The 17345-nt window shown below is 65.4% G+C and carries 17 protein-coding genes and 1 pseudogene; 10 read left to right on the plus strand and 8 right to left on the minus strand.

Going from position 1 to position 17345, the window contains the following annotated elements; genetic code table 11:
- Positions 1 to 235 precede the first annotated feature (235 nt).
- Both TVNIR_RS17445 and TVNIR_RS17450 read left to right on the plus strand, forming a co-directional pair.
- Entirely contained in the window at positions 236 to 526 is a 291-nt protein-coding gene (locus tag TVNIR_RS17445; RefSeq protein WP_015260400.1) for a type II toxin-antitoxin system ParD family antitoxin, read from the plus strand.
- Positions 526 to 891, plus strand: coding sequence for a type II toxin-antitoxin system RelE/ParE family toxin (locus TVNIR_RS17450; protein ID WP_015260401.1), 366 nt, complete (start codon positions 526 to 528; stop codon positions 889 to 891). The genes TVNIR_RS17445 and TVNIR_RS17450 overlap by 1 nt, the downstream gene beginning before the upstream one ends.
- 327 nt (positions 892 to 1218) lie before the next feature.
- On the opposite strand, the gene TVNIR_RS20975 is transcribed toward TVNIR_RS17450, so the two are convergent.
- Both TVNIR_RS20975 and TVNIR_RS20980 read right to left on the minus strand, forming a co-directional pair.
- The gene (locus TVNIR_RS20975) at positions 1219 to 2244 is read right to left on the minus strand and encodes an amidohydrolase (RefSeq protein ID WP_211263213.1); all 1026 of its coding nucleotides are present in this window, start codon (positions 2242 to 2244) and stop codon (positions 1219 to 1221) included.
- A complete protein-coding gene (locus TVNIR_RS20980) occupies positions 2199 to 2687 on the minus strand; it encodes an amidohydrolase family protein (protein WP_052316655.1) in 489 nt (162 codons plus the stop codon). Before TVNIR_RS20980 ends, TVNIR_RS20975 begins: the two co-directional genes overlap by 46 nt.
- 136 nt (positions 2688 to 2823) lie before the next feature.
- On the opposite strand from TVNIR_RS20980, the pseudogene TVNIR_RS21350 reads away from it, so the two are divergent.
- The 5 genes and pseudogenes from TVNIR_RS21350 to katG all read left to right on the plus strand — a co-directional run.
- Positions 2824 to 2956: pseudogene (locus tag TVNIR_RS21350) on the plus strand (DNA helicase UvrD); the annotation flags it as partial.
- A 330-nt stretch (positions 2957 to 3286) separates the two neighbouring features.
- A complete protein-coding gene (locus TVNIR_RS17465) occupies positions 3287 to 3631 on the plus strand; it encodes a hypothetical protein (protein ID WP_169794307.1) in 345 nt (114 codons plus the stop codon).
- Entirely contained in the window at positions 3631 to 3762 is a 132-nt protein-coding gene (locus TVNIR_RS21075) for a hypothetical protein (protein ID WP_015260403.1), read from the plus strand. Before TVNIR_RS17465 ends, TVNIR_RS21075 begins: the two co-directional genes overlap by 1 nt.
- Positions 3763 to 4186: 424 nt before the next feature.
- Positions 4187 to 7069, plus strand: a complete 2883-nt coding sequence (locus TVNIR_RS17470; protein WP_015260404.1) for a VWA domain-containing protein — start codon at positions 4187 to 4189, stop codon at positions 7067 to 7069.
- A gap of 770 nt (positions 7070 to 7839) precedes the next feature.
- Entirely contained in the window at positions 7840 to 10020 is a 2181-nt protein-coding gene (gene katG / locus TVNIR_RS17475; RefSeq protein WP_015260405.1) for a catalase/peroxidase HPI, read from the plus strand.
- A 243-nt stretch (positions 10021 to 10263) separates the two neighbouring features.
- Here the strand turns inward: katG and TVNIR_RS17480 are convergent, their stop codons facing one another.
- Entirely contained in the window at positions 10264 to 11841 is a 1578-nt protein-coding gene (locus TVNIR_RS17480; protein WP_015260408.1) for a hypothetical protein, read from the minus strand.
- A gap of 353 nt (positions 11842 to 12194) precedes the next feature.
- On the opposite strand from TVNIR_RS17480, the gene TVNIR_RS17485 reads away from it, so the two are divergent.
- Genes TVNIR_RS17485 through TVNIR_RS17495 form a run of 3 tightly spaced genes read left to right on the plus strand, consistent with a single transcriptional unit; the run spans position 12195 to position 13403 of the window.
- Positions 12195 to 12554, plus strand: coding sequence for a GerW family sporulation protein (locus TVNIR_RS17485; RefSeq protein WP_015260409.1), 360 nt, complete (start codon positions 12195 to 12197; stop codon positions 12552 to 12554).
- A gap of 3 nt (positions 12555 to 12557) precedes the next feature.
- Positions 12558 to 13166, plus strand: a complete 609-nt coding sequence (locus TVNIR_RS17490) for a DUF2953 domain-containing protein (RefSeq protein ID WP_015260410.1) — start codon at positions 12558 to 12560, stop codon at positions 13164 to 13166.
- 24 nt (positions 13167 to 13190) lie between these two features.
- Entirely contained in the window at positions 13191 to 13403 is a 213-nt protein-coding gene (locus TVNIR_RS17495; protein ID WP_015260411.1) for a hypothetical protein, read from the plus strand.
- Between the two features lie 192 nt (positions 13404 to 13595).
- On the opposite strand, the gene TVNIR_RS17500 is transcribed toward TVNIR_RS17495, so the two are convergent.
- The 5 genes from TVNIR_RS17500 to TVNIR_RS17515 form a co-directional block, all read right to left on the minus strand.
- Positions 13596 to 14279, minus strand: a complete 684-nt coding sequence (locus tag TVNIR_RS17500) for a flavodoxin family protein (RefSeq protein WP_052316656.1) — start codon at positions 14277 to 14279, stop codon at positions 13596 to 13598.
- Between the two features lie 76 nt (positions 14280 to 14355).
- Entirely contained in the window at positions 14356 to 14877 is a 522-nt protein-coding gene (locus TVNIR_RS17505; protein WP_015260413.1) for a hypothetical protein, read from the minus strand.
- Between the two features lie 370 nt (positions 14878 to 15247).
- A complete protein-coding gene (locus tag TVNIR_RS17510; protein ID WP_237251831.1) occupies positions 15248 to 15871 on the minus strand; it encodes an SH3 domain-containing protein in 624 nt (207 codons plus the stop codon).
- A 386-nt stretch (positions 15872 to 16257) separates the two neighbouring features.
- Complete coding sequence (locus TVNIR_RS21355; protein ID WP_418081182.1) at positions 16258 to 16416, minus strand: hypothetical protein; 159 nt, start codon at positions 16414 to 16416, stop codon at positions 16258 to 16260.
- Positions 16368 to 17126: a GGDEF domain-containing protein gene (locus tag TVNIR_RS17515; RefSeq protein WP_015260415.1), complete on the minus strand. Its 759-nt coding sequence runs from the start codon at positions 17124 to 17126 to the stop codon at positions 16368 to 16370. The genes TVNIR_RS21355 and TVNIR_RS17515 overlap by 49 nt, the downstream gene beginning before the upstream one ends.
- Positions 17127 to 17345 lie beyond the last annotated feature (219 nt).

A 17345-nucleotide genomic window follows, 5' to 3' on the forward strand; every position in this document is an offset into this window, starting at 1 on the left:
AAGAGGGTACTCATCTGTTGCCGGCGGCTGTCCGGAAAGGGTCGTGGACAGCCACCGACTGCGGAGAAGACGGACCCTGCCCCTTGGGGGTCACATACCGTTGCACGCTCTCTCGGGATGGGTCTGGACGAGCCCGGTCGGGGCTGGGGAGCGAGTCTGCGCTGAGCGCGTGTATTGGCATAATATGCCAATGCTGCTATGCTCGGGATGTTTTCATCCTGGGAGTCAATCCGCCATGCCGACCCGAAACGTGGTGCTGAGCGACCATCAGCAAGAGCTTGTCGAAACCCTGGTGCGATCGGGTCGGTACCAGAACGCCAGCGAGGTGCTGCGCGAGGGGCTGCGCCTGATCGAGCAGCGCGAACGGCTCGAAGCGGCCAAGCTTCAGGCGCTGCAGCAAGCCGCCGAAAAGGGCTGGGCCGATATCACCGCTGGGCGCTATGTCGATATCGTCGAGGACCATATCGAGGATGTCATCGGCCAACTGGGGCAGCAGGCTGCCAACCGGGTTAAGTTGGCAGGTTGATGGGGCGCTATCGACTTTCCACCACCGCGCAGGCGGATCTCATCGACATCCTCGCCTGGACACAACGTCAGTTCGGAGAAGCGGCTCGCAAACGTTACGAAACCCTGCTGGTCACGGCGCTGCGTGACATCTCCAGCCAACCTGATCGGAGCGGCAGCGTCGAACGGCCGGAGCTTGGAGACGGCGTGCGATCCTGGCACCTGCATCTGAGCCGGGATCGCGCCCGAACGGCAACCGGCATTGTGCGCCGCCCACGGCATTTCTTGATTTACCGGGTGGAGGACGACCAGGTTGTCGTCGGCCGGGTTCTGCACGACGCCATGGAACTCGCGCGGCATCTGGATGCCGAGGCACTCTGGAAATAGGAACCGGCGGCGGCATTTTCTAAAGAGGCATACCGGCGTCTGATCGGCCGCCAACCGGGTGACGTTTTCCGCATGCCCGCGCTGCACTGGTTGCTTAACCAGCCGTCCACCGGCACGCGCAGCTTAAGGGCCTCGCGGGCCGGTCCTCCCCGAGTTGAAAGTAGAGGCCGGCCAATTTGATGCGGGCCATGATCCGCACTGCACCGCCGCAGGCCAGGCAGGTTTGGATGTCGATACCGAATACCCACCAGTGGCAGGTTCACGTCCGACTACAGCCACACATCCGTTCCCGCTGACGGGCTGCTTCGGGTCGCTTCACGACAGCCGTCATCGCACTTCGGACATCCGCGCCACCGCCGAGACCAGCACGTCCGCGACGCACATCCCATCATGCGGGGCCTCGGCCGCCATCCGGCGCATGGCGCGGATCATCGGGCCGTTACCGGCACCCTCGGTGTCGCACGCAACCGCGGCCTGGCGAAGGAAGGCGGCGAATGGATCGGACCCGTCGCGCGGGGGACGGAACGCGAGGCTGTCCGTGTTTCCGGACTCCCGCGCGCTGTAGATCGTTCTACCTTCCTTGATCGTCTCGACGATGGTGAGTCGGTCCAGGGTTTCAGGGTCGATTGCCGTCGGATCGTCGGAAAGAATCACAAGGTCCGCGAGCTTGCCGGGTGCGAGGGAACCCTTCCGATCTTCCTCGAAGTGCTGAAAGGCGGGCCAGATCGTCATCGCCTTGAGCGCGGTGATCACGTCCACCCGGTGCGCGGGGCCGAGGATGTCACCCGTGCGCGAGCGTCGCGTGACGGTGGCGGAGAGAATGCGCATCGAGTTGGGAAAGGCCACCGACGCATCGTGATGGCTGGAGAATTTCATTCCCTTCGCCTGCACCCAGCCCGTCGGGGAGATGTTGTCCGCCGCGACGGGACCGACGGTGCGCTCGCGGTGCCAGTCGCCCCAGTAGAAGGTGTGCATCGGAAACAGCGACGGAAATACATCGAGGCGATGCAATGCCGCGACCTGCTCCTTGCGAAGAAACTGACCGTGGACCAGCACCGGTCGGCGGTCGGCACGGCCATGAGCGTCAGTCGCCACGCCGATGGCAGCAATCAGCAGATCCGAGGCGCCCTCGCCGTTCGAGTGAGTCAGCAGTTGCACCCCATGGGCGAACGCCCAGTCCACCGCATCGAACACCTGATCGTCGGTAACCGCTGCATATCCCTTGTAGCCTGGCCGGAGGTTCGGGGACGGCTTGAAGTACGGCCGGTCACGCAGCGCGGTAAAGCCCTGTGGGGAGCCATCGATGGTCAGTTTCCCCCGCCAACGCGGAAACGGTGTGCGTACTCGCTGGATACGGCTTCTAGGATAAAGTCGCGGTCGATGAGTACATCAGGGTAGGCGACGACGTCGATATCAAGCCCGTTTTCCTGGGCCTCGAGCTGCATCACCCGTGTGGACGCCGGTGTGGAACGCCCTTCCTGTGCCGTCGTGTAGCCGTAGGACGCCACCAGTTCGGTACCCGCGCGGAAGATCGAGCGGCCCGCATCGGCGTCGAGCGAGCTGAGCAACGCCTGCAGCGCGACAAAAAAGCCGGTCTCCTCGACGACACCATTCGGCTCGCTCGAGCCCTCTTGGCGGCGGATCACCCCACCGGGCGGGTTTTCGCTGTCCGCATCGATGCCGGCAACTTCAAGTGCCGCCGAGTTGAGCGCCCCGATGTGCCCGGACTGGTGAACGATCAATACTGGCGTGTCTGCGGAAACGGCGTCCAGATCATCGCGGGTCGGGTGGTGCAACTCCGCGAGCTGCGCGTCTCGGACGGTATCCGTTCAGTCCCCCTCCGCCTCTGGGGGAGAGGCGGACCACGAGGATTGACGTGAAAGAACGTGGCGCGCGTCCCGGGTAACCCGTAGGGCAGAACAGGGCAGCGTCATCCGCCACACGGCGTACCCGCCGCCCCGGGGCCCTGCGGCCACCCTGGCGCCAGATGGCGGATGACGGCCTTCGGCCTCTTCCTCCCTACTTCTCTTTCATCATCGGGGATGGCCGCCCCCGCCATGACAGTTCGGCAGGGGGGGCTGAACGCATACCTCGGACGAGGCGCGGATTGCCCGGTTTGCGCCACGGGACATCGATCGTCACCGATCGCCATGCACTGCTCGCCGAGGTACCGCCCAAGTCCGCCTACCCATGTGTAACGCCCACACGGTAGGTGACAGGTCGGCAACCCCTTGCCTGAAAAGGGCGTTGGTCCTCCCTATACTCTGGCGCTGGCGACTCGGGTCGTTGGCGGGGACCGTCTTCTTGCACGAAAAAGCTGGCCCATCAAACACTTATTAGGCAGGTCATGCTCACACGATTTCCTGCACAGAGCATCACCCTGACGAGCCTGGTCTTGCTGCTTTCAGCATGCGGTGGTGACGGTGCACAGCAGCAAGCTGGCAGCGACCGGGAGCAGCAGCAGCCGGCCCTGGCCTCTGGCGGAAGCGACCGGATCATGGGCCACGCCCGCTGGAACGACCAGGAACATGCCGTGTCCCAGGTGACCTGCGAACTCAGCCATGGCGCCTGGACCGTGCGCGGGCGGGGCGATGGTTTCCAGTTGAGGGTGGAGCTGCTCGGGCAGGAAGAACGCAGCGAGACCGACCTCGATCCCAGTCAGGCCATGATGGTCAACCTGCGCCTCGACCAGGAAGACGGACCCAATCTGAGCTTTCCCTCAACAGCAACCACCGTCTGATGGGTGAGGTCGAAAGCGGTCAAACGGGTTATACGGGTCAGACGTTACTGGTTGCCGCCAATAACGCCGCCGGCCGCCTGTACCCGTACCCGGAAGGCATTGAGGTCGAGTTCGAACTGAACTGCCCCTGACCGACGCCGTGCTGCCTGCGTTCGGGGGCACTGGCCGGACAGGTCGTGGGAGTTGTTGATATCGCTCCGCCGCCGGGCGGACGAAGCGTTCATCAAATCCCCCTCGAACGCAGTTGCGCACCGGTTCTGGTGGTGATCGTCGCCAGCCCGTGGGCGCCGGGACCGTGCTCGGAGCGGCAGGGGAGGAAGGAAAACGTTCTGCCCAGCGAGGCGAGGAAGGCGCGGCAAACCCACTTGGCCGGGTTGCCTTGCGCGACATCTTTGCTAGGCTCCCTGCGCTGCGAGAGGTGGCGGCATGCCGCCTGGAACTAGTCGGCGAGAATTGGGGGAATTCCGAATGCGTGGCACTGCAGCTTGGGCCTGTGCGGGGGCGATAGCGGCCCTGCTTGCGAGCGCTACGGCATTTGCCGACGACCGGGCAACGATGATTGTCTTCGACGCGTCGGGCTCGATGTGGGCGCAGCTCGAGGACGGCAAGTCGCGCATCGAGATTGCGCGCGAGGTGATCGACGAATACGCCACGACCCGCGATCCCGAGCAACCCATCGGGGTCGTTGCCTATGGCCATAACCGCCGCGGCGACTGCGGCGACATCGAGCTGGTGCTGCCGCTGGGAACCCACTCGGGCGATGAACTGGCGTCGACCATCCGCGGGCTCAATCCCCAAGGCATGACGCCGCTGACCGATTCCATGGCGATGGCGCGCGATCTGATCCCGCGCACCGCCGAATCGGCCGACATCATCCTGATCACCGACGGGCTGGAAAACTGCGGCGGCGATCCCTGCGCGCTGGCCGCCGAGATGGCGGCCGAGGGCATCGACATCCGTGCGCATGTGGTGGGCTTCGCGCTCGAGGAAGAGGCGGTGCTTTCGCTCTCCTGCGTGCCCGAGCAGACCGGCGGGCAGCTCTTCATCACCCACTCCGGGGCGGAATTGACCGAGGCGCTGGCCGGAATCAGTGCGCCCAGCCGGCCCGTCGACCTGGAACTTCACGCGCTCGATGCACGCGACATGGAGCCGGTCGGTTCCATCACCTGGGACCTGACCACCACCGGCGGCGAGACGATCTATGCGGGCACGAACCGCGGCGTCATCCATGTCGAGCTCGACCCAGGCGACTATGTTGTCGAGGCGTTCGACGACTCCTTCGCCGGCGTCACCGAGTTCGAGGTCACTTCCCAGACCGAGGGACCGATCGAGGTGGCGATGGCCAAGCTACTCGCCACTGTCATGGTGCGCGGTGAACATGGCGAAACCGGCGAGACACTACAGGGCGTCGAATGGACGGTCCTCGACATCGCCAGTGAAAGCGCCGAGAGCTTCGTCAACGAGGGCGGCGGCAACTTCCCGCTTCACCTCGAACCGGGCGAATACCGCATCGAGGGTGAAAAAGGCGACCTGTATGGCGGCGCACTGGTCACCGCCACGCGCGAGGCGGATCGGGATCTCGACGTGATCCTGGAGGCCGCCGAGCGCGAAATAACCGTGGAGATCAAGGCCCCCGACGAGGTCTCGGTCGGCGCAGCTTTCGACGTGGTCGTCACCGGCAGCCATGACGACAGCGATTACATGCTGCTCGCCGCAGTCGGCAGCGACGAGGAGGTCAGCCGCTACGGGCGGATGACCAATACCGTGGGCGGCGATGGCGAGAAGAACTTCACCGCCCCTGCGGCACCGGGCAGCTACGAGCTTCGCTATTACATTCGCGAGGATCGTGCGCTCGTGAAGCGCTTTCCCATCGAGGTCGTCGATGCCGGCGCCGAGATGACCGCGCCCGAACAGGTCAGCATCAACGAGCGTTTCGAGGTCTCGGTCAGCGCGCCGGGCGGGGGGCACCTAGTGCTCGTCGCGCCCGAACGGGAGGACGACGACATCGTCAGCCGCTATCAGCGCATCCGGAACTCCGTCGATGCGCAGGATACCGTCACCCGCACCGCGCCCAGCAACCCCGGCACCTATGAGCTGCGCTTCCACATGGGCGGCGACCACCGCCTGATGGCGCGCGCACTCGTTGAGGTGGTCGATGTCGAGGTCACGCTATCCGCGCCCGAACAAGTCACGGTCGAGGAGTCCTTCGAGATCGAGATCGGTGGCGGCGTCTCCGGCCATGTGGTGATCGTGGATGCCGAGCGGGACGAGGACGACATCGTCAGCCGTTATCAGCGGATCCGGAATTCCGTCGATGGTGACGAGGGCACGATCACCCGCACCGCGCCCGAGGAACCGGGCATATATGAGCTGCGCTACCATTCGAGCGGCGAACACCGGCTGCTGGCCAGCCAGCGCATCGAGGTGATTGCGCGTATCCAGTCGGGCGAGGTCGCCCAGGCAACGCCCGCCGAAGACATGGCGCCCCCTGCCGAGGGCGACGCTGCCCCGGCGGCGCCCCGGACGCTGGCGGAAGCCGCGGAGGCCTTCCCCGCGCATCCGGGATTCACCATTCTCGACCCGCAGGCCGCGCAAAACCGGCTCCTCGATTCGCTGGAGGGCGATCCCGCCTCGGTCTTCCTGCCGGGCCAGTGGCTGGGGCCGCTGACCACCGCGATCCTGCTGCTCGAGGCCGAGGAAGGCGCGCTTCCCCATGTCCGCTACCGGCTGACCTATGGCGAGGATCAGCTTCCCGGCGGTCCGGGCGGGGGCACGGTTCCGGTGGGCTATGTCGAGGTCACGCGCTTCAATCTGGGCCCCGCCCGCCACGCCGAGATCGCCGAGGCCACGGGTGACGCGCCGGTGGCCCCGGCCGAGCATTTCGGCACCGGCCCGCATGTAAGCCTGCGTATGGTCACCCGTCCGATCCAGGGGCGCACCACCGACTTGATCGGGCTGTCGCGCGCCGAGTTGGACGGGGACGCCGCTGCCGAGCGCTGTTTCGGCCAGCCCTGTCTGTCCACCGCACCGCTGGCCGAAGCGGCGCTGGGCGCCGAGTGGGACGCAATGGAGGCGGTCGCGCCGGGGGCGTTCGACCCGCCCTATGCATCGATGCGCGACGGGGCGCACAGCCCGGCGGCGGTGCTCGACCTGCTCACCCGCGAGGCCCGCATCGCCCGGGAGCGCGGCGGCGAGATCACCTGGGACGGCTTCGAATACCGCGAGGGCGTGGGGCCGATGGAGCCCTTCGCCGAAGCGATGATCGAGGCCGGCCTCGGCCAGGAATCAGCCGTGGATGCGGTGCTGCGCGAAGGCCATGTGATGGATCACACGGTGGAAGCGGTCTGGCACCGGCTGCTGTCCATCGGCGGGGCGGATCCGACCGCGCCGGGGCTGTTCGGCGCCCAGGCGTTCGAGCACCGCCCCGGCCGGAACTGATCCCGGCGCGTCACCCAGCACCAAGCATACCGATGCGGCGCGCCGGCCGAGGCGTCCGATGCGCCCTTCCTCGATCCCGAAACAAGCGCCGGGATCGGCTTGCTGTCATGCCCCGCGTGTTCATATGCCTTTGTCCGAAAAGGGAGCGAGACCGAGTGACCGTTCGTGCTCAGAGGCAACAATGCGGGGGCGCGGGCTCGTCGCTCGGGCCCGATTATCGTGCGAAGTCAGCGCTCCAAGAGTCTTGCCGACCTCGGGCAACGGCCCACCGCCCCGTGTAACGTCTTTCATCAAACGGGGTACCTGCAAGGGGCAGCCACTCACGCCGAACGCTCGGGAGACCGCCAAGGGGCAACTTGAAACCTCGATTGCTGCCAGCGACAGTGACCGACCTCAAAGCGAGCCGGGTCAGCACACGGTATGGGACTGCATGCGACCGTGATGACGCACCCGGTACAAGGCGTTGGAAGCCAGCCTGGCCCTGCATACGGGCGCGGCCAGCGAACCGGCCCTGGGCCCGAACCGCAACCGCGCCTGCCCGGCGGCCGACAGCCGCCATACAGCGTGGCTATCGCGATGATGGAAAATCTCGCCTTGTGCTGATGTAGCTCCCAGCCTACTTTCAGAGTCAGCGGCACTGGCCGCCGCCCGTCAGCCGGATACGGCCGGGCATCGACAACGCTGCTCTTTGCCCCGGAAGTACCCTCGGCGCGACGCGGAGCCGTTCCCGAACCGCATCCCACCTCAACGCAGCCCCAACGGAGAGCGACATGGATCATCAGCAGAACACCGGCAAGTGCCCGGTCATGCACGGTGGCAACACCGCCGCAGGCCATTCGAACATGGACTGGTGGCCGGAAGGCCTGAACCTGGACATCCTCCACCAGCATGATCGCAAGACCAACCCGATGAGAGAGGACTTCAACTATCGCGAGGAGGTCAAGAAGCTCGACTTCGACGCGCTGATGAAGGACATGCACGCACTGATGACCGAGAGCCAGGATTGGTGGCCGGCCGACTGGGGCCACTACGGCGGCCTGATGATCCGCATGTCCTGGCACGCCGCGGGCACGTACCGCATCGCCGACGGCCGGGGTGGCGGCAGCACCGGTAACCAGCGCTTCGCGCCGATCAACAGCTGGCCGGACAACGTCAGCCTGGACAAGGCGCGCCGGCTGCTGTGGCCGATCAAGAAGAAATACGGCAACAAGCTCAGCTGGGCCGACCTCATCATCCTGGCCGGCAACGTGGCCTACGAGAACATGGGCCTGAAGACCTTCGGCTTCTCCTTCGGGCGCGAGGATATCTGGCATCCCGAAAAGGACACCTACTGGGGTGCGGAGAAGGAGTGGCTGGCTCCCTCCGACAGGCGCTATGGCGACCTCGAGAAGCCCGAGACCATGGAGAACCCCCTGGCCGCGGTGCAGATGGGCCTGATTTATGTGAACCCGGAAGGCGTGAACGGTCAGCCGGATCCGCTCAAGACCGCGAAGCAGGTACGCGAGACTTTCGCCCGCATGGCGATGAATGACGAGGAAACCGCGGCGCTGACGGCAGGTGGTCACACCGTCGGCAAGTGCCACGGCAACGGCGACGCTGCGGCGCTCGGCCCCGAGCCCGAGGCGGCCGATGTCGAGGAGCAGGGCCTCGGCTGGCGCAACCCCAACATGCAGGGCAAGGCCGCGAATGCGGTGACCTCGGGTATCGAGGGTGCCTGGACCAAATATCCGACCCAGTTCGACATGGGCTACTTCGACATGCTGCTCGACCACGAGTGGGAGCTGAAGAAGAGCCCCGCCGGTGCCTGGCAGTGGCAGCCCGTCGACATCAAGGAAGAGGACAAACCGGTCGATGCCACGGATCCCTCCATTCGTCACAACCCGATCATGACCGATGCGGACATGGCGATGAAAATGGATCCGGTTTATCGGCAGTTTCTCGAGGATTTCCGCAGGAATCCGGCGCGCTTCCAGGATGCCTTCGCTCGGGCCTGGTTCAAGCTGATCCATCGCGACCTGGGGCCCAAGACCCGCTACATCGGTCCGGACGCGCCCCAGGAAGACCTGATCTGGCAGGATCCGGTACCGGCCGGCAACACCGGCTATTGCGTCGAGTCCGCCAAGCAGAGGATCGCCGAGAGCGGCCTCACCGTCGGCGAGATGGTCGCCACCGCCTGGGACAGCGCACGCACCTTCCGCGACTCCGACAAACGCGGCGGTGCCAACGGTGCCCGCATTCGTCTGGCTCCGCAGAAGGACTGGGAAGGCAACGAGCCGGAGCGGCTGACCAAGGTACTGAAGGTCTACGAGCAGCTCTCCGCCGACACCGGCGCCAGCGTCGCCGACCTGATCGTGCTGGGCGGCAGCGTGGGTATCGAGCAGGCGGCCAGGGCGGCCGGTCACGATATCCTGGTGCCGTTCACTCTGGGCCGCGGCGACGCCACCGAGGAAATGACCGACGCCGACTCCTTCGCCCCGCTGGAACCCCTGGCGGATGGCTTCCGCAACTGGGAGAAGAAGGAGTACGTGGTCAAGCCGGAGGAGATGCTGCTCGACCGCGCCCAGCTAATGGGATTGACCGCGCCCGAGATGACCGTGCTGATCGGCGGCATGCGCATGCTGGGCGTCAACCACGGCGGCACCAGGCACGGCGTCTTCACCGACCGTGAGGGTCAGCTGACCAACGACTTCTTCGTCAACCTGACCGACATGGGTTACACCTGGAAGCCGGCGGGCGACAATCTCTACGAGATTCGCGACCCCAAGACCGACCAGGTGAAGTGGACCGCCAGCCGCGTCGATCTCGTGTTCGGCTCCAATTCCATCCTGCGCAGCTACGCCGAGGTGTACGCCCAGGACGACAACCAGGAGAAGTTCGTGCAGGATTTCGTCAAGGCCTGGACCAAGGTGATGAACGCCGACCGTTTCGATCTGGAGCGGTTGCAGCCGTGACACCGGCCTGAGCCGGGCCTTTCGCCCGGCCAGTTTCCGCCGGAACAAAAACGCCCGGGTATCGCCCGGGCGTCTCTTATGGTGTTCGCTCCGCGCCGAGACGGTCCGCAGTATGCACAACGCCTGCGCCGACACGGACCGGCCCGACGCGGCTCATCGGTCACCACCCGCTTTGCTGTTGGCTTCAGCGCCCCGTGCAGGCTCGCTGTGAACCTGCACGGGACAAGCGCGTTTCCTCTTCGCTCAGGGCTGGGCCGGAACGTTGCTCAGCCGCATGTTCCAGGAGTTGCCGACCCAGTAGTCGACGAACGGCGCCGCCTTGACCGGCTGGCTCGGGCTGCCTTCGCGGGCCAGCACGCTCAGTTCGTAGACCCGGGCGATGTTGTCTTCCTTCATGTCATGGTTGGTCATGACCATGTGCACCGGCACGCGCCACTGGATGGGCCGGCCGAACAAGTCGCGGTTGGCCACATCCCACTGGCCCTGGATGGAGACGGCCAGAACCTCGACCCCGCGGCCGGCCGGGTTCCAGGCCGGCGCGCCGCGGAAGAACTCCAACGCGGCACGGGCCAGTTCGTCGGTTTGACCCGGGCCGGCAAAGTCACCGATATCGGTCACCCACTGGCGTGCATCGATGTCGCGCTCGATGCGCTCCTCCATCGCCGCGTACTGGACATCGACCTGGGCCAGAAGCTGGTTGAGTTCGGGGTCCGTCGGATCGAAGGCCTGGCCCAGGACCAGCATTTCGCGGGCTTCGCCGAGCCGGCGCAGACGCATCTCCTCGGAGAAGCTTTCGATGTGGTCGGTGAACATGCTCGCCCGTCGGACCAGATCCTGGGCCGAGGCGCTGCGCGACCTCGCAGTGTTTTCCATGCCCCGGTACAGATCCATGAACTGGCTGCCGAAATGATGCTCATTCGACAGGCCCAGGGCGTGCAGGGAGTTGTTGATCGCCATGGCCGTCTCGCCGTAATGCTCGGCGATGGCCCGCATGGTGGGCTGAATGGCCGGAATGACCTCGCCATCCAGGGCATCGAGCTGGGCCATGGCGTCACGACCGACCTGCAACTGTTCTTCGATGGACGTGCCGTGGACCATGCTGTTGCCGTGTACACCCTGGAAACGACCGCGGTGGGCCTGATGCAGGTCCAGGAGCGTCTGCTTGAGCTCCAGGGCTGCGGCCACCGCCGGTGGAACCTCCTCGGCCGGCTCGGTTTCATCCCGGCGCTGAGCGATCAGCTCGCGAATCTCGGTCAGCCCGGCCTCGCTGTTATGGACCGGGTCGGCCTGCAACAAGGCGGGATCCAGTGCGGCATTGAGCGCATCGAGCCGGGCACGGAATTCATCGGCTTCGGTCGTCGCTTGCGCCAGACGCTGGTCACGGTCGGACTGGCTGAGATCCCACCAGCGTGGGGTGGTGAGCCGGTCGCGCGTGCGCCGCATATCCTGATCGACCAAGCGGTAGTCGCGAGCCTGCGCACCGGACATTCGAGGCGCTGCCGTGGCCGGGGCGGCTGGAGCGCCCGGCTGTTCGGGGGCTGCTTGTTCCAGTCGGCGCTGCACGTTCTGATTGAGCCGGTCGAAGCGGCTGCGCGCACCACGCACCTGGGGCAAGTCCCCCTCGGCCTCGGCGGCCTCGAGCAGGGCTTCGGCCTGGGCCAGTTCGTCCCGCGCCTGCTCCAATCGGCCGGAATGAAAATGCCGCTCGGCGCTGCGCACCAAGTTACTGGCCTCGCGGGCCTGTTCCAACGCGGCCTGGGCATCGCCGGCAAACGCTTGGCCGCCGCCAAGCAGCAAACCGAAGAAAAGTCCCAACACCATGAACAACGCCCTGCGGTTTGGCAAGGATTTCGGTCGCAAGCCCATGCTGAGTCCCCCGTATGTAGTTAATCCTTGGTTTTTCCGATCCAGTCGGAAACGACCAGTATACGATTAACCGAAGTCAACATATCCCCACAGCCTGTCACAATTCCCGCCACAGCGGCGATCCGGACGATCCGCGCGGCTGTCTTCAGCATGGGCGTTGCTTGCATCGCCGAACCCGCCCGTCGATTCCGGGAAAGAGCAGCCGAATAACGCCGCAAACGGTATCGGTGATGGCGCGGAGCGCGCAGAATGAACGGACGCTGCAGCCAATGCTTCGGCGATGAGGCGGGGAATCGAAGGAGGCCAGGATGAGTGACATCGGCAGTCTGTTCGACAAGGCGGTAAACGAGATCGAGCGTATGCTCAATACCAAGACCGTGGTTGGAGAGCCGATCACGATCGAGGGCCACACGTTGATCCCGCTGGTCAACGTCGGCTTCGGGTTCGGCGTCGGCTCCGGCCAGGGCAGCGAGGCAGACAAGGGCACGGGCTCCGGCGGGGGCACGGGCGGCGGCGGGGGCGTAAAACCGGTCGCGCTGATCGTGATCAACAAGGACGGCGTCAGGGTCGAACCGATCAAGTCCGGCACCGCTAGCGTGCTCGAAAAGGTGATCGAGAGCGCGGGCAAGGCGGCCGCGGGGCACGGGGGCAAGAGCCCTTCGGAATAACACGTGGCCGGAGCGATTTTGGCGGTTGTGCTCGTCGTCGCGGCCACCGTGGTCGGCCTCCTCGTCATACCGGTAACGTTCACGTTTCGCGTCGTCTGGCCGGAGACCGCCGGCAATGAGCTTCGCCTGACCTGGGCATTCGGCCTGGTGAACGTGCGTGTGCCGACCGGGGTCGGGGCGCCGCCGGCGATGACTGACGCTGGGGCGCACGCCAGGTCCGTCGGGCGTGCGGCGAAACGCAGGCGCGCCCGGACGCCGAACCTGTTCGCCGCGCTGCGTCAGAAGCCGTTCCGGCAGCGCGTGCTGCGCCTGGCCATGGACCTCTGGCGTGCTGTCGACCGGCGGAACCTGCGGCTGGACCTGCGCATCGGCACCGGCGATCCCGCGGAGACGGGTCAGCTCTGGGCGGTCGTCGGACCCATCTCCGGAATCCTCCAGAATATCGAAGGCGGGCGGGTCCGAATCGTTCCTGAATTCGTCGACGCCGTGTTCGATTTCGACGGCAGCGGCCGGCTTCGGGTCATCCCGCTCCAGGTTCTTGCGATCGCAGCCGGCCTGGTGTTTTCACCGCCCATCTGGCGCGGGCTACGGGCAATGCGGGCGGGCGGCTGAACGATGCGTCGGCTTAAGGCCACGATGCTGCATCGCGACGCCGACCGGACCATCGTGCTCATCGAGACGCTGGAGATCGTGCGCGATCGCGAGAGGGGTCATTGTTACATCCTTGCGTCTCTGAGGCCCATGGCGGTGGTGGTTTCGGGGCCGGATGGCGTGAACGCGTTCGGGCTGGACGGCAATCCAACGGAGATCGGGACCGAAGCGAGAGCGCTCGTCGAAAATGCATCGTGACCCTGAGCGAGATTACGGTACGCGGTCACATCGCCCGCGGGCCACCAGGGCACCGGACACGGCCATCTAGCAGCCTGCCGGACTTGGGCTGCTTGAGGGCGAACCCCTCCTGTCCTGCGCCGAGGGTTCTTTCGATGCGGGTGCAGATGCATACCGCAACCCGTACGTCGTGCCCCCGTAGGGCCCGGGAAGTCACCGCATATACCCCTTTTCACGCCAGTGGCGGATCACGTTCGCATATACATCCGGTTTCTTCGCGAACATGAGGCGGCGCATGGCAAAGCGGTCCAGCGCAAAGCCCGCGGCGTTGATCCATCCGCGGGCTTTCTTGCGCTCGATGTCGCGGAGCAACCGGTCGACAGCGGCGCATATCCGTGCGCGCTGCCGGTCATGGATGGGCCGCGAGGGGATTCCCACCGCGAAATGCAGGTGTCCCGATAGCCGCGAATGACATACATCCTGCAAACCGAGGAACCGGCGCGACGCGGCCTTGCCGCCCATATAGCCCACGGAGGAAATCGCCAGTGTGTACTTGTCTTCGATCAGCAACGGGAAGCCGACGCGATACGTGATGCGCTCATAGAAACGCTTGTACCCGGCCGCGACATGCCCGTTCCGCACCGGCCCCAGTACCACGAATCCGTCCGCGGCCAGCATCCGCTCGATGATCGCGTCCATGTCGTCCCGGTGGCAGCATGTTCCCGTCTTCAGGCACTGGAAGCAGCCGATGCATTCCTCTATCGCCGCCTCGCGAAGGTGCAGTGTGTCCACTTGGGCACCGAGGTCTTGCGCGTGCCCGGCGGCTACACGTTCCGCATCTCCGAGGAAGCCGGCACTCTTTGGGCTGCCATTGATTAGCATCAGCCGCCGTCGCATCGAAGACCTCCCGTTTCCGTTCGTCCCGGGAACAGAACAATCGCAGCCATCGACAGAGAGGATAGGGTCGCCCCGGTCAGAACTCCTCGCGTGTCGCGGTCACATCGAAATACAGCTCCACCTCGATGGTGTCATCCGGGTCGGGCACATCGTCCATGCGCTCGAAGCGAACCAAAGTCCCCACGAAGCGACCCTCGAATCGCGCATCCGGACCCGAGAGGTCGCTCGTCAGCAGCTCGAATCGGCCGTCGCCCCCGTTGGCGTAGTTCGGAGTCATCGAACGCTCCGGGAAATACGCGACTTCGGCCCCGTCCAGCACCTGATCGTTCATGATCGTGAAATCGATCGAGATCGTCCCCTGCACCTGAAACCGCGGTGCCTGATGCCCCTGGATCGAGACGCCGATCATCCCATGGCTGAACTCGTGGAAAGTGGCCGTGGACTCGCCCTCGAACTCGAGCACGTGCCAACTGCGTGCGTCGCCGTCGATCTGACCCTCGACGCGGTCAGAGGCGCCGCCGATCAGGTGCGCGGCCAGCAGTGCGGCCCCCGCAACACCGGCGAGACGCGCGGACGGAGTCGGTGGTGAACGGTGCATGACGATATCCTTCCTGCAGGCTGGTTAAGGCTGAAAAACCGCGCAGGTGGGTAGGGTACCGTCCCACCCACAGCACTTCATCTCCTTCGGTCATGGATTTCGCTCTGCAAACGCTTCGGAGCGGCGCCTCAGACGTAACTGTCAAGCCCCATGTGATCATATCCCTGTGAGCAGGGAACAGTTATTCTTGGCACGTGAGCTGATCGACATCTTCCTCGATCCGCTGCAGGCCACGGTACCGTCGAGACAGGCTATCACGCTGACATTCCGTTCGTACGGGTCCACAGACGCGGGTGCGGTATCCAGATACGGACTCGATCCGTATTGCGTTTCGCCGGCCGAAGGACACGTCGCGGCGGGGGTGCCCGAGTCAACGCACAGGCGTGGCATACGGCGTACGCGATGAGAAATCCCGACTGACCCAGCCGACGACGCCGTCGGCGGAGCGGACCCGGTAGAAGTCCTCGGCGGTTTCGAGAAACCGCAGCTGCGAATCCGCGTCGAGTATGCGCAACACCGGGCTGGCGAGCGAGGGTGCCGCGCGCAGATTGACCCGCGTGCCCGGCGGCAGGAAGACCTGCGACCGCTCGTCGTCGGCGGGTTCGCGTGCTGCTGGCCCCTCCGACGTGCCCGCCTCGACGGGCGGGACGGTCTCGAGGGGTGTTGCAACCTCGAGGGCCGGTGCAACGCTTGACTCTGCCTGTCCGGGCACAGGTTTTCCGACGTGCTGCTCACCGGATTCAGTGGCGATCTCGAGACCGACGACAGGCACATCCGCGTCGTCGAACGCGGTGTCTCGGGGCAGCGCGGACGGGGACCACAGCCACCCACTGATCGCGAAGCCAATCAGGCCGATCAGCAACACCAGCACGACCAACACGCCGATGATGCGGTTCCAATGGTAGACGTATTCAGTCGTCGTGGGCTGCGACGGAACCCGGATCCTCGACTTGCGCTGACCTTTTCGGGGTTGGGTTTTCATGGGCTCCTCCACCGGCAAGGGGATACTCTCCCGATACCCTCGAAGCCGCAAGTCCCGGCCCCGATACGCCTCGACAACCGTCCAACGGTTTCGCGCAATACGCCGGGATCAGGGTCCGTGAAGGGTCATGCGCCATCCTGCCGGGGGAACGCCGACCCGGTGCGCCCCCCGGCACGGGTACGCTGTATTCCAACCACCGCGCCGAATACTGCAGCGCGCGCGGCACTACCCAGTATAGGCGATCTCCATGCCCGACCGATTGCATCTCCCGTACATGCCTCGGCACCCGCAGTCAGCCGTGACTGGCGACTCGGGGCGGGCTGCCGCGGCGGGATCCCGGCGGCAACTGCAGCACGGGCTCCACGAGGCCCACATCGGCAACCGAGACATCCTGGGGATCAGGCCGGGCGGGGATAAACGGGTGCGACCGGGGTGATATCCCCGACCGCGGCACACCTACGCTGCCGCACCCGCGACGCGAGGGCGTTCCGGCCCATGGCGGACCTGGTCAGCCCGGTCTCTTCCGCGACCGGCACGAATCGCCCGGGCAACACCATTCCGTGCTCGGGATCTCTCCAGCGAACCAGCGCCTCGACGCCGACGATCGCCCGGATTCGACCCTGACCTGAGGCTGGTAGAACACCTCGAACTCTTCATTCTCGAGCGCCTTGCGCCGATGGGTCTCGAGGGTCAGGCGGGACTTGGCGGCCCTGGTAAGTGCCTGGGTATAGAAGCAGAAGGTATTCCGGCCTTTCGCCTTGGCCTGGTACATCGCGGCATCCGCGTTCTTGATCAGCACGGTGCCATCCGTACCGTCCTCCGGAAACAGGCTGACGCCGACGCTACCACCCACATAAAGGTTCCGCAGCCGCTCCGTCTGGAATGGCTCGGCGATGCAATCTAGCAGGCTTTGGGCATGATCGGTCACGTAGGCGACGGGGTCTTTGGACAGATCCTCCAGCACGATCAGAAACTCGTCTCCACCGAACCGCCCGACCGTCTCGCCCTGACCGTGTCGTTCTTGCAGCCGTTCGCCTATGGCCCGGAGCACCAGATCGCCAAACGGATGCCCGAGACTGTCGTTGATGTTCTTAAATCGATCCAGGTCCAGAATCAGAACCACCAGACGTGCGCCGTCCCGCCGCGCAGACACGACGGCCCGTTCCAGGTGCTGCTGCAGCGCAGGGCGATTGCGCAATCCGGTCAGGGCATCGTGGGTGGCCTGTCGCGTCAACTGTTCCTGGTTTTCGCGCAGCAAGCGCTCCACGCGCCGGCGCCCGCTCCCCCTAATTACGTCCCTTGTGACCGGGAGCTGGCGTGGCCCAGGATCCGGCCGGGAAGCCGCTGCCATCCGTCACGGCGTCACCGAGCAGAGAAGCCGGTCCGGCGGACGGGCCGTGCCGGGAGGCCGGACTGAGAGCCCCGCAGCACAACACCTACTGTTGTAGTGGCTTTTTTGGGCGCGAGGGGAATTTCGCTTCTCCTG

This window comes from Thioalkalivibrio nitratireducens DSM 14787 (genome assembly GCF_000321415.2).
Lineage (GTDB): Bacteria > Pseudomonadota > Gammaproteobacteria > Ectothiorhodospirales > Ectothiorhodospiraceae > Thioalkalivibrio > Thioalkalivibrio nitratireducens.

What these genes read in the sequence shown, in the direction of transcription:
- TVNIR_RS17445 (WP_015260400.1), top strand. Translation starts at nt 236, where the DNA reads ATGCCGACCCGAAACGTGGTGCTGAGCGACCATCAGCAAGAGCTTGTC.
- TVNIR_RS17450 (WP_015260401.1), top strand. Translation starts at nt 526, where the DNA reads ATGGGGCGCTATCGACTTTCCACCACCGCGCAGGCGGATCTCATCGAC.
- TVNIR_RS21075 (WP_015260403.1), top strand. Translation starts at nt 3,631, where the DNA reads ATGGGTGAGGTCGAAAGCGGTCAAACGGGTTATACGGGTCAGACGTTA.
- TVNIR_RS17470 (WP_015260404.1), top strand. Translation starts at nt 4,187, where the DNA reads ATGATTGTCTTCGACGCGTCGGGCTCGATGTGGGCGCAGCTCGAGGAC.
- katG (WP_015260405.1), top strand. Translation starts at nt 7,840, where the DNA reads ATGGATCATCAGCAGAACACCGGCAAGTGCCCGGTCATGCACGGTGGC.
- TVNIR_RS17480 (WP_015260408.1), bottom strand. Translation starts at nt 11,841, where the DNA reads ATGGTGTTGGGACTTTTCTTCGGTTTGCTGCTTGGCGGCGGCCAAGCG.
- TVNIR_RS17485 (WP_015260409.1), top strand. Translation starts at nt 12,195, where the DNA reads ATGAGTGACATCGGCAGTCTGTTCGACAAGGCGGTAAACGAGATCGAG.
- TVNIR_RS17495 (WP_015260411.1), top strand. Translation starts at nt 13,191, where the DNA reads ATGCTGCATCGCGACGCCGACCGGACCATCGTGCTCATCGAGACGCTG.
- TVNIR_RS17500 (WP_052316656.1), bottom strand. Translation starts at nt 14,279, where the DNA reads ATGCGACGGCGGCTGATGCTAATCAATGGCAGCCCAAAGAGTGCCGGC.
- TVNIR_RS17505 (WP_015260413.1), bottom strand. Translation starts at nt 14,877, where the DNA reads ATGCACCGTTCACCACCGACTCCGTCCGCGCGTCTCGCCGGTGTTGCG.
- TVNIR_RS21355 (WP_418081182.1), bottom strand. Translation starts at nt 16,416, where the DNA reads ATGGTGTTGCCCGGGCGATTCGTGCCGGTCGCGGAAGAGACCGGGCTG.